This is a genomic window from Saccharopolyspora hirsuta (assembly GCF_008630535.1).
GTDB classification, from domain to species: domain Bacteria; phylum Actinomycetota; class Actinomycetes; order Mycobacteriales; family Pseudonocardiaceae; genus Saccharopolyspora; species Saccharopolyspora hirsuta.
On the sequence record NZ_VWPH01000001.1, the window covers coordinates 37,839 to 49,738 of the forward strand.

Consider the following 11,900-nt stretch of genomic DNA (forward strand, 5'->3'; position numbering starts at 1 on the left):
GTCACCAGATCTGTTCGAGCACGCGGACCACGTTGCCGCCGACGACCAGCTGGATCTCCTCGTCGGAGTAGCCGTGCTTCACCAGCCAGCCGACGATGTTGAAGAAGCACTCGGTCGGGTTCTCGAGCCCCGCGACGTACGGGACCTCCTCGTAGTCCGGGCCGACGTGCGCGTCGTGCACCCCGAGGTTGGCCGCGAAGAGCTTGTGCAGCCCCACGTGGTCGCCGTAGAGGGTGTCCGGCCCGAACGCGACGTGCTCGATGCCCATCAGCTCGACGCAGTAGGTGAAGTGGTCCATCACCGACTCGAGGCTGTGGCGCGGGTGCTGCTTCGACAGCGTCGTGTGGGGAGCGGCTTCGAGGCCGAGCACGCCGCCGGTTTCGGCGCACGCTTTGAGCACGTCGTCCGGCATCATCCGCGGGGTCGGCCAGACCGCCCGCGCCCCGGCGTGGGTGATGAGGACGGGCTTCTCGGACGCTTCGAAGACGTCCAGACAGGTCTGGTCCCCGGAATGCGACACGTCGATCGCCATGCCGAGCTTGTTCATCCGCGCCACGGCGCGCCGGCCGAACGCGGTGAGGCCGCCGTCCCGCTTCTCCTTGAGGCCGCTGCCCAGGGTGTTCGACTCCGAGTACGCGATGCCCATCTGCCGCACGCCGAAGCCGTAGAGCAGGTCGATCCGGTCGACCTCGTTCTCGATCGGGGTGGATGCCTCCAGGCACAGCACGAGCCCGACCTGTCCGTTCTCGTGGGCGGCGCGGATGTCGTCGAGGCCGTGCACGACCCGCACGAAGTCCTGATGCGCCAGGTCGCACAACCGCATGCCGATGTCGTAGAGGATGTCGTCCCACTTCCAGCCGCATTTGCTGGTGACGCAGGCGGTGCCGTCCATCAGGTTGTCGAAGACGGCGGTCATGCCGGAGCGGGCCAGGCCCGCGTAGCCGGTGTGCTCGCGGCCGGTGCGGATGTACTCGCGGATCTTCCCGACGTCGCGCGGGAAGACCTGCGGGTGGTCGTGCAGGCTCACCACGATGCTGTCCTCGAGGAGTCGGCGGGTCCTGGACAGCTGCTCGGCGTCGAGGCCCAGGTCGTATTCCGGGACCCGGTTCAGCTCGTCGCTCAGCTCGAACGTCTCGTAGTCGACCCCGGGGGTCAGGTAGGAGTACGACTGGTAGCCGGTGTACTGGGTTGCCTTGCTCATCCTTCTCCTGTTCCTGGTGCGTTGTCCGCGTGCGCCCGGACGGGCCGCGGCCGGTAGGCCCGCTTGACCGAGCCGAGTTCGACGGTGGTCTCCAGGCTCCGCACGCCGTCGAGATTGGCGATGGTGCCGGTGAGGAAGTCCGACAGCGCCGCGTTGTCGCGGAGGACGGCTTCGCAGACGAGATCGGACGCGCCGGCGGTCGCCGAGACGTAGCGCACGGAGGTCTCACGGCAGAGCCGGCGGGCGATCGCGTCGACCTTCCGCAGGTCGACGCGCATCCGGAGGAACGCTTCGATCTCGTACCCCAGCAGCGCCGGATCGATCAACGGGCTGAACGTGAGGTAGCCGCAGTCGACGAGGTGCCGCAGCCGCCGGGTGGCCAGGGACTCGGTGATGCCGAGCCGCTGCGCGAGGGCGGCGTAGGAGAGCCTCCCGTCCTTCGACAGCGCGGCGATGAGGTTGAGGTCCACTGCGGACAGTTCCGGACACGGGCCCTGGTGGGCTGCGCGCGGACGGGAGCGCGGCGTGAGCGCGTCGTGGCCGAGGAGTCCGCGGGCCCAGTCGAATCCGACCTTGAAGGTGCGCAGTACCGATTCGACGCTGGCTTCGAGCGCGCCCTCCAGTTCCCGGAAGTCCTCGTGGATCACGCGCATCAGATGGTCCCGGTCGGTGCTGATCAGTTCGGCGAGCACGTCGAAGCTGCCGGCGAGCAGGACGACCAGCCGGGTGTCGGGACGCTCCGCCAGACGGTCGGCGACCGCGCGGGCGTGCCCTGGCACACAGCGGAGGTGGACCAGCACCGGGGTGCCGAACTCGCACCGCAGCGGGTCGGGAACGGCGACCACCCGGGCGCAGCCGGAATCGAACAACCGTTGTGCCCGGCGCGCGACCTTGCTCTCGGACAGGCCCAGCGCGCGGGCCATGTTCGCCCAGGTCTCCCGGCCGTCGACCGCGAGCCGGGCGAGAATTCGCCGATCGGTTTCGTCGAGCATGCGACACACCCACGATGCGAGTTGATGAAGGAATCCGCTGTCTGCGCACATGAGACTGCGGCATCCCAGCAGATTGTGTCAACGAAGTGCCGGAATCCCGCAGCAACTTCGCGCAGCGACGCGCCGCCGACCTGCCCGGCGCGCGTTGTAGCTGGTCAGCGCCGTGATCGCGATGCCGACCAGCGATGCGGGTTTCCCGCATTCCGTTTTCGCCGGTATCGGGTGCGCAGCGGTGCCGTTTCCGAATCATTGCCGACTGCGTTTCGCGACGAAAAGCGTTGACCTGTTCGGTGCGAATTCGGTGGCGGGAGAAACCGCGCCCGCCGCCATTCGGAGCGAACCGGAATCGCAAACGCTCGGACGACGACTACGTCGGCCTTCACGGGCAGAACCTGTCGGCCATGAAGCCACCTCGGGAACTGCCGCCGTGCCCTGAGCCCAATCCCGCAGCTCGTATCAGTCGGGGGTCGAGGGTGCCCTGTCCCCGCACCGCAGAGAGCGCACTTGCTCGCGGTGACGACGACGATCGGACCACCATGCGAGGCGGTCGCGCGAGTTCTGGGGGAAGACCACCCACAGCGCCGCGACAACCAGCATGCCGGCGATGAGGAGTGCCAGAGCGACCGGCGGGAGTGACGCTCCCGCCGTGCCCAGCACGGCAGCAACGGATCCGGCGATAGTCGCCACCTGCGACCACGATGCCCTCATCGCAGATCACCGCCGTGAGCACCGGTGCGTGAGGATGGTCCGTCCGCGCGTCGCACTCGGTTGCTGCGCACCGTGTTGAGTTTGGTTCTCGGATTGCGTGCTTCGTTCTGAGAGCACAGAGTTCGCAGCAGCAGTGCGGGCCCGGGGCGTGCGTCCCGGAGATCTCCGAGGAACCGGTCTGCGGTCGGCAGCAAGTCGCACATCTGAGCGTGCCGATTCTCGGCCGCGTCCAAGACCTTCGCATGCGCGGTGACGCCCGCGACCGGATGGCGAAGCGCGTCGACGAGTGCGCTGATTGGCGGCCCACCGTCCATTTCCACGTGGATCTGGGTGTTGCCTAGACCTGACCACACATCGAGAGCCCTCGCCCCGGTCAACAGGCTTGTTCGGATCAAGCGGTTGGGCGCGTCGAGGTCGTTGACCCACCCGTGGCCATTCTCGAGGCGCCATGCCTGCGCGTTGCAGGTGCCGTGTGCGATCTGGGTTACGGGATGGCACAGAGCCATGAGCGCGTCCTCGACGGTCACATCACCGTCCCAGGAGAAGTCAACCGAGTCGGCCCCTTTGCCCACGACCCCGATCCTCCATGAATTGCCGGAGAGTTTGATTCGGCGCAGCAGCGCACTGGCTAGCCGGACTGGGAGGTAGAACCGCGGTCGTCCGAGCTGCAGCCGTTCTGCTTCGCCCGGGGCGAGCGCGTGCGGGAACCGGTCGTTGAGTGTCAGAACCGTTGGTCGTTCGGCGTAGAGGTATTCCTGCGCTGCGTTCCACTCCCGTGCCCCCACTCCGGTTGCGATGACCTGGGCATGCGCATCCGGATGGCGAGCGAGAGCACCAATTGCCCGGACTTTCGCGACTTCTGCCACCGCGCTCGCGCACCTACGGTCCCGTAGATCTCCGGGTGGGCTTCGTTCTCGTCGTCGGCCATGGGCAGCAGCTCGGCCAGCAACGGGCCCAAAGCTCGCGGGTGGATCTGGATGCGGAGCGAATCAGGTTCGGGATGGACGAGGACCGGCGCACCGCGTCCGGTGGTGGCCCGGTTCCGGCCAGGAGCCGTTGCGGGATTTGATGAAGATGTGCTGGCGGTGCCATTTGAAGCAGGGCTCGCGCTGCCGGGGGCCACCAGGTACTGATGCGTCCGGTGAGCCGGTCCTCTGCGAACTGAGCGACGTCCGGCGTGGCGTCGCTGGTCAGAATGGCCGCCGCCGCGGTGGACTGCGGTGAAACCGTGTTAGAAGAGGCTGATGTTGTCAAAGGTCAGGGCGTACACGAGTCCCAGGTCAGCTCCGTCCTGGTTCTCAACACCTGCACAAAGAAACCCCAGGTCAAGTGCATGACCTGGGGTAGATGCCGTGTCCGAGGACGGACTTGCACCAAATCCCCACCTTGTTCGAGCCTGCAATTCTGTGCCTGGCAGGAGGTACCTCGGGTGCGGGTGGGAGGCTCTGATGCGGGCTTCCCGGGATGCGGTGGAGCGGTCGGTGACCGTGATCATGGGCTCGGTCATCGCGTTGACCTTCCTGTTCGGGTGCGGCAACGTCCTGAACCTCGCTTTGCGGTTGGGGGTGCCGATGTACGTGGCGCCGCTGGTCGCTCCGGCGGTTGATCTGTCGGTGCTTGGGTTGCTGGTGGGTACGCGCTACCTGGCCCTGCATGGTGCGCGGCCGGAGCAGCTGCGCCCGGCACGACGGCTGCTGCTGTTTGCGTCGTTGGTGACGTTGGCGTTGAACGTGGCCGAGCCGATCTGTGCCGGCGAGTTCGGCAAGGCGGCCTTCGATGCGGTGGGGCCGTTGCTGCTGTTCGGCTGGGCGGAGGTCGGGCCGGGGCTGCTGCAGGCGATTTCCGCAGCCGGGACGCCGTCCAACGCTGAAGGACAGAGAGCCGTTGACCTTGCCGGTGACGGTGGTGCTGTATCGACAGCGTCGTGCACGGTTTCGGACAACGTCCCTGGTCAGCAGCTGGATGATGACGATGCGGGCACGCGCGGAGTCGAGGAGCTCGTGTCTTGCGCCGTCGATCTCGACGTAGAACATTGGCGGCGGCACCATCGGCCGATCTCGGCGGAGACGTTGCGCCGGGAACTAGGTGTGGGTTCTGCGCGTGCACGCGCGTTGGTGAAACGGATCCGATCTGGCCACACGCCCGTTGGTGAGCACTAGTGGACCTCGCCGATTGGCGCTACCCAGCACGATCCGGTGCCGACGTTGGTGGTCGCCTAATTGCGTTCCTCGCCCGCCCTGGAGGGCTTGAACCACTTCGCTGCCCACCGGTTGCCTGTGGTTGCGATCCTCGCAAGCCCCGGAGGGGCTGGCGCCACACGCGGTGACTGAGCTCGGCGACATGGCCGGCTGGGGGTTGCGATCCTTGCCAGCCCCGGAGGAGCCTGGCGCCACGTCGAGAACGGCCAGGTGGAGCTCGACGTCCTGGTGCTCGTTGCGATCCTCGCCAGCCCGAAGGGCTGGCGCCACGTAGGCCCATCGGTAGAGCCAGACCTCGCGGCCGGTGTTGCGATCCTCGCCAGCCCCGAAGGGCTGGCGGCACCCATCACGGTCACCGTGAAGCACCGCATCGACGCGGTTGCGATCCTCGCTAGCCCCGGAGGGCTGGCGCCACCCGCTGTCCTGCGGAAATTCGCTCCGAAGCGCGCCGAGTTGCGATCGTCGCCAGCCCCGGAGGGCTGGCGCCACACGGTCGCGAGGTAGACATCGCGGGTGTCGACGTTGCCGTTGCGATCCTCGCCAGCCCCGGAGGGCTGGCGCCACCCGACGGCGGCCGGGTGGCCCGATCAGCGGCTTCGTAGTTGCGATCCTCGCCAGCCCCGGAGGGCTGGCGCCACACCACGCCAGCTCGGCGCATTCCTCGCAGGTGTTGCAGTTGCGATCGTCGCCAGCCCCGGAGGGCTGGCGCCACCCGGGCTGCCGCCGCTTTGGTACAGCCGCTACCCGCTGTTGCGATCCTCGCCAGCCCCGGAGGGCTGGCGCCACGGATGTTGTTCGGTGCCCGCGGGTCGCGGTAGGCCGCGTTGCGATCCTCGCCAGCCCCGGAGGGCTGGCGCCACCGGTACAACGTGATGCTCCCGACCATCATCACCTCGTTGCGATCCTCGCCAGCCCCGGAGGGCTGGCGCCACCCCTGGCTACGTCGGTTGGTGGTGGCGGGGCCGGGTTGCGATCCTCGCCAGCCCCGGAGGGCTGGCGCCACCGCAGCCGCGGCCGACCTCGTGCGGGCCGCACATCCGGTTGCGATCCTCGCCAGCCCCGGAGGGCTGGCGCCACCGGCTCCAGAACGTGACAACGCCGAACTCGTCTACGTTGCGATCCTCGCCAGCCCCGGAGGGCTGGCGCCACGGGTGCCGCCCTCAACCACCACCCAAGGGGAATCGTTGCGATCCTCGCCAGCCCCGGAGGGCTGGCGCCACACGCTGCTGCGCGAGCTGCGCGCCCTGGTCGGCCGGATGTTGCGATCCTCGCCAGCCCCGGAGGGCTGGCGCCACCTGCTGGCGGGCTTGCCGAGGTTGAGGGCTTGGGCATCGTTGCGATCCTCGCCAGCCCCGGAGGGCTGGCGCCACCCCGCTCCCTCCAGAGGTACTAGAACTGGACGAGCAAGTTGCGATCCTCGCCAGCCCCGGAGGGCTGGCGCCACCCTGCTTGAGCAGGACTTTTCCTTTCTTCTGGGGTTGATCTTAATGGTTTGGTGATCGACTTGCCCGTGGGGTAGTTCGGGATGTCGTGGCGTGTCGGTGGACGCTTGGGGTTCCGAAGGGTGGTTGTTGGTTTCCGCGGGGTTGTCGGTGGGGGCGGGTACGGTGCGCGGCGTTCTCCTGGACGAGGCGTTCGGTGGAGGTTGTGGTGTGGGCTCACAGCGTCAATAGCCGGTTGCGTCGGCACTTGCTGTCCGATCACGCTCGGGAAACTGGGGCGCTCGCGCGGCGGTTCGCTGGCGAGTTCGGCGCCGGCGAGCTCGGGTTCGCGTTGGGGCTGTTTCATGATGCGGGTAAGGCGCGCGGGTGCTGGCAGCGGCGGCTGTTGGAGGTTGAGGGCACCGATGAGGCAGTCGGGTTTCCGCATAAGGATTTCGGTGCTCGCTGGCTGGTGGATGTGGCGGGGCCTGCGGCCTTGGCGATCTTGGGGCATCACGGTGGGCTGACGTCGGTCACGGCGTTCGAGGAAGTGATCCGGGAGGAAGGGACTCTAGAGGAAGAGGTCAAGCGGGCGTTTCTGGCGGAGGTGCCGGAAGCGGAGGAGATCCTGCGGGTTGGTTCGCGTGGTCTGGTTCCTGTTGGGTGGTTGCGTGATCCGTTGACGGCGGAGCTGGGGATCCGGCTGGTCTTCTCAGCGTTGGTCGACGCTGATCACCTGGACACCGCTGCGCATTTCGACGGACTCGATGCGCCTGCGGTGCGCCGGGATGCCGACATGGGTGCGCTGCTGGCGCGGTTCGAGCAGCAGCGGCTGGAGTTGCTGGTGAAGCGTGGTGGTTCGCCGATCGATGCGGTACGGGAACGGGTGTACCGGCGCGCAGTGGAACACGCCAGCCAGGCGACCGGTATCTACCGGATGCCGGCCCCGACCGGGATCGGTAAGACGCTGAGCTCGGCGGGTTTCGCGTTACATCACGCGGCGCTGCTGGGCAAGAAGCGCGTGATCGTGGCGGTCCCGTTCATCACCGTCACGGAGCAGAACGCCAAGGTGTACCGCAGCATGCTCGGCACGGAGAACGTGCTGGAACATCATTCGGCGGTGACGCCGCCGGAATCCGGTGCGCAGGGACGCCGGTGGCGATCCGCAGCGGAGAACTGGGACAGCCCGTTCGTGGTGACCACGACGGTGCAGCTGTTCGACTCCTTGTTCGGCCGCAAGCCCTCGCAGATGCGCAAGCTGCACCGGCTGGCCAACTCGGTGCTGATCCTGGACGAGGTGCAGGCACTTCCGCTGCGGGTTCTGGTGCCGATCCTGGATGCGTTGCGGGTGCTCTCCGAGCAGTTCGGCACCACGGTGTTGCTCACTTCGGCCACACAGCCTTCGTTCGAACACCTTCAGGTGTGGAACGACCTGGAGCTGCCCTCCGTCGTGGACGACCCGGTCTCGCTGTTCGAGCAGATGCGGCGCGTGTCCTACGAGTGGTGGCTGGATCCGAAACCGAGCCTGGACGAGGTCGCTGACACCGCTGGAAAGCACGAGCAGGTTCTGGTCGTGGTGAACACGGTCAAGGACGCCCGAAAGGTGTATCAGCGGTGGGTGAGCGAATCCCCGGATGCGACGTGGCACCTGTCGGCCCGGATGTGTGCGGCGCACCGCCGCGCTGTGCTGGATGCGGTGCGCGAGCGGTTGGACGACGGTCTGCCTGTTCGGCTGGTATCGACCCAGCTGATCGAAGCCGGCGTCGACGTGGACTTCCCGGTGGTCTACCGGGCGATGGCGCCGGCGGAGAGCCTGCAGCAGGCTGCTGGGCGCGCGAACCGTGAGGCGAAACTGCCAGAGCTCGGCAAGGTCGTGATCTTCGACGCCCACGACATGTCCGCCCCGGCCGGCTACACCATCGGGACCGGAGCGACCCGCACCCACTTCGGCCCGCGTCCCGGTGGCGCGGTCGACCCCGATGACCTGCCGACCCTGTCGAAGTACTACCGCACCCTGTTTCAGCGGTCGAACACTGATGAAGGTGCACGGTCCGTGGAGATCCAGCGTAACCGCGCGAAGTTCGACTTCGAGGCTGTCACCGACGGCCCTCTGCGCCGGTCCCACGACGGCCAGGGGGCGTTCCGGGACCGGGAGTTGGCGTTCCGGATGCTTGATGACGAGACGATCTCGGTCGTGGCCACCGGATACGCACAGCAGGCCGCGGACCTGATGGACCAATTGCGTGCTGATCCCGAGCACGCCGGGCACTGGCTTCGGAAGCTGCAACCGTTCTTGGTGTCGTTGCCGCGCCGGGTCCTCAACGACCCCGGCGTCGCCGACCTGTGCACCCAGATCGTCGGTGACCTGCACGAGTGGTGCGGGGCTTACGACACCGGGTACGGCATCGACACATCGTGCCTAGTCAAGGAAGAAGTCTGGTAACGGCGATGCTCACTGGGATCCTGTAGCCGGGGCACCGAACCCGTTCGGTGCCCCGGCCGAACTGCTCTACCGCGCGACGACACTGTTGCGATCCCCGCCAGCGTTCTGGCGCTGACGCACACGCTAGCTCACGAAGCCTGGTGACCTGGCAAAAGGGCGACCCACCCTGAGTGGACCCTACCTGGCGACGACACTAAAAATCGTACTGCTACAGTGACGGCGTCATCACAGCGGGTGCGTGCACTGGGGAGCGCAGTCAAACCCGCGGCATGGCCCGGCTGAGCACCACCGGGGTCATGAGGATCCGACAACCGTTCTGCGCCACCGTGTCTCGGCCTTCCATTCGTGTGGAATGTGAAAATTTCCCCCGGAACAAGTGTTTTCGCCGGTTCGGTGGTGTTGTGAGATGTCAAGGAGGTGCGATGGACAAGGATTTGCCGCTGTCGGCCAGCGGTGCTCGTCCGGTGAGCGTGCAGGTGTGGGGCGAGGCGGCTCTGTTCACTCGTCCGGAGTTGAAGTCCGAGCGGGTGACCTACAGCGCGATGACTCCGACCGCGGCGATCGGGGTACTGGAAGCCATCTTCTGGAAGCCCCAGTTCCAATGGCGCCCGGTGGCGATCGACGTGCTCAAACCGATCCGGCAGTTCACCCAGCGCCGCAACGAAACCATCGATCTGCCGTCGGTGGAGGACGCGGCACTGCGGGGGCGCACGGTCGACACCGTAGCGCACCGCACTCAGCGCAACTCGGTGTGCTTGCGTGACGTGGCCTACCGGATTCACGCGCATGTGGAGCTGCGCGAGGGCGCGACGAAGAATGAAGCCGCCTACCGAGACCAGTTCCGGCGGCGGGTCGAACGCGGCCAATGCTTCCACCAGCCGTACCTGGGAACGCGGGAGTGCAGCGCCGATTTCGGTCCCGTCGACGAGACACCACGGCTGCCGCTGACCGAGGACCTGGGGATCATGCTGCACGGCGTGCACCACCGCGACGACGGGGTGTCGTTCTCCTGGTTCACTGCGCGCCTGGACAACGGGCGCCTGCACATTCCCCGCACTGGTATCCCCGCCACGGTCGGGGTGGGGGCCTGATGCTGCTGCAGCGCTTGGTCGACTACGCGCGGGCCAACAACGTCGGTCAGGCCTTCCACAAGGAACGGGAGTTCACCTGGCGGCTGGAGCTCTCCAGCACCGGGGCCGCACCGGAGCTGGTGGGCATCCGGGAGCCCAACGCACGGGGGAAGCTGGCCGGGCAGCGGCATGTGACGCCCGCGGTGACGCGCACCGTGGGGGTGGCAGCCCAGCTCGGGGCCGATGACGTCCAGTACGTGCTCGGCTGGGGAGATGAGAAGACCAAACCTACCCGTGTCGCCCAGTGCCACGAGGAGTTCGTTGCCTTGATCAGCCGGTGGGCTCAGTGCTCGCCGGAGGATCCTGTTGCCGAGGTGGTTCGGAAGTTCTACGCCTCCGGCGGTGTCAGCAGGCTGATCCGCCCGGAAGCGATCGGGGCCAAGGAAGGCGTCCTGATCGCCGTCGACGGTATCCCGGTGATCAAGCAGGACTCCCTGGTGCGCTTCTGGGCCGACGAAGTCGCCGCCCGCAAAGGCGGCGGCACCAGCGGGGTGTGCCTGGTGTGCGGGAACGTCGGCGTGCTGCTCGACACCGTGCCCGGAAACATCTCCAAACGCCTGGTCCCGGGGGCCGCGAACAACGCCGCGCTGGTCAGCGTCAACGCTCGCGTCTTCGGCTACGCGCTGACCACCGGCCTGGAACACACGCCGATCTGCTTCTTCTGCGGCGATGCGATGAACGCCGCGTTGACCCACCTACTGTCGGGACCGCACACCTTTGGACTCCAGCAGCAGGACAGCGCCATGACCTGGTGGACCTTGGGGAAACCCCCCGAGGACTTCTTCCAGGTCATGCCAGACCGCCCGGATCCGGACGCAGTCGGACGTGTGCTCGCTCAGCTGCGCAACGGCCGGCTCGCACGTGCCGATCAGACCGCCCAGACTGCGACGCCGGACCGGTTCTGCTCGGTGTCGCTGGGCGGGAACTCCTCGCGCATCGTGATCCGGGACTGGATCGACCAACCGCTGCAGGACATCCTGTTCAACCTCGCCCGCTGGTACGACGACCACCAGACGTGCACCCTGTGGGACGACGAGCCGGTCTCCTACGGGCTCTACCAGCTGGCTCTGGCCACCGGGCGGTGGGACAAGGACCGCGTCCGCTACTTCCCCCTCGATGCCAAAGGCGCCGACCGGCCCGAACACATCCAGCGTGATCTGCAGCGCACCAGTCTGCGCGCGGTGCCCCTCCCGCCTTCGGTGCTTCATCACGTCCTGCACCGCATCGCCACCGACGGCCGCATCGACGGGCCTCGCGCCGCGTTGCTGCGCCTGGCGCTGCGACGTCACCCCGACAAGGAGATCGCCATGCCAGCCGAGCTCGACGACACCAATCACGATCCCGCCTACGTCCTGGGCCGGGTCTTCGCGGTGTACGAGAAGATCCAGTACAACGCCAACAGGTCCCCAAGAAGCGGCGGCAACGGGAACAACAGCGATAGCGGCGAGAACGGCAAAGCCGAATCACAGTCGCTCAACGCCGGGTTCGGCGACCGCTTCTACGCCGGCGCTATCACCAATCCGCGTCCGGCGATGATCGCCGGCGAGCGTCTCGCCAAAGCATGGCTGTCGAAGATCCGGCGCCGCCCCGGCGGGACCGGAGCAGGACTCGTCTACGTGTTCAACACCGAGCTCAGCGAACTGCTGGACCGTATCGGCGACATCCCGGCGCGCTTCAACCCCGCGCAGCAGGCCCAGTTCGTGCTCGGCTATCACCACCAGCGCGCCCACGACGCCGCCCAACGCCGCAAACCGAAAACCGGCACTGACGCCTGACCCTCCTCAGCACACCTCACCCCGGCCCGTAA

7 protein-coding genes and 1 CRISPR repeat array are annotated in these 11,900 nt (G+C 67.3%); of the genes, 4 read left to right on the forward strand and 3 right to left on the reverse strand.

All coding sequences use genetic code 11. The annotated features are described in order from the left end of the window. Nucleotide 1 precedes the first annotated feature (1 nt). From F1721_RS00170 to F1721_RS00180, 3 genes are all read right to left on the reverse strand, one after another. Nucleotides 2-1,201, reverse strand: coding sequence for a dipeptidase (locus tag F1721_RS00170; protein WP_150064442.1), 1,200 nt, complete (start codon nucleotides 1,199-1,201; stop codon nucleotides 2-4). Next, nucleotides 1,198-2,244, reverse strand: a complete 1,047-nt coding sequence (locus tag F1721_RS00175; RefSeq protein WP_150064443.1) for an Lrp/AsnC family transcriptional regulator — start codon at nucleotides 2,242-2,244, stop codon at nucleotides 1,198-1,200. The genes F1721_RS00170 and F1721_RS00175 overlap by 4 nt, the downstream gene beginning before the upstream one ends. A 653-nt stretch (nucleotides 2,245-2,897) precedes the next feature. After that, nucleotides 2,898-3,767 carry a hypothetical protein gene (locus F1721_RS00180; protein ID WP_150064444.1) on the reverse strand — a complete coding sequence of 290 codons (870 nt, stop codon included), beginning with the start codon at nucleotides 3,765-3,767 and terminating at the stop codon, nucleotides 2,898-2,900. Between the two features lie 582 nt (nucleotides 3,768-4,349). Between F1721_RS00180 and F1721_RS00185 the strand changes: the two genes are divergently transcribed. The 4 genes from F1721_RS00185 (at nucleotide 4,350) to cas8c (ending at nucleotide 11,868) form a co-directional block, all read left to right on the forward strand. Beyond that, a complete protein-coding gene (locus tag F1721_RS00185; protein ID WP_150064445.1) occupies nucleotides 4,350-5,060 on the forward strand; it encodes a hypothetical protein in 711 nt (236 codons plus the stop codon). A 345-nt stretch (nucleotides 5,061-5,405) separates the two neighbouring features. Continuing rightward, nucleotides 5,406-6,543: direct repeats of the CRISPR family, unit length 37 nt; unit sequence GTTGCGATCCTCGCCAGCCCCGGAGGGCTGGCGCCAC. A 194-nt stretch (nucleotides 6,544-6,737) separates the two neighbouring features. Next, nucleotides 6,738-8,963 (forward strand): CRISPR-associated helicase Cas3', encoded by a 2,226-nt coding sequence (cas3, locus tag F1721_RS00190; protein WP_211840261.1) that lies wholly within the window; start codon nucleotides 6,738-6,740, stop codon nucleotides 8,961-8,963. Between the two features lie 422 nt (nucleotides 8,964-9,385). Further along, the gene (gene cas5c, locus F1721_RS00195; RefSeq protein WP_150064446.1) at nucleotides 9,386-10,054 is read left to right on the forward strand and encodes a type I-C CRISPR-associated protein Cas5c; all 669 of its coding nucleotides are present in this window, start codon (nucleotides 9,386-9,388) and stop codon (nucleotides 10,052-10,054) included. Further along, nucleotides 10,054-11,868 carry a type I-C CRISPR-associated protein Cas8c/Csd1 gene (gene cas8c / locus F1721_RS00200; protein ID WP_150064447.1) on the forward strand — a complete coding sequence of 605 codons (1,815 nt, stop codon included), beginning with the start codon at nucleotides 10,054-10,056 and terminating at the stop codon, nucleotides 11,866-11,868. Before cas5c ends, cas8c begins: the two co-directional genes overlap by 1 nt. The last annotated feature ends 32 nt before the right edge of the window (nucleotides 11,869-11,900 follow it).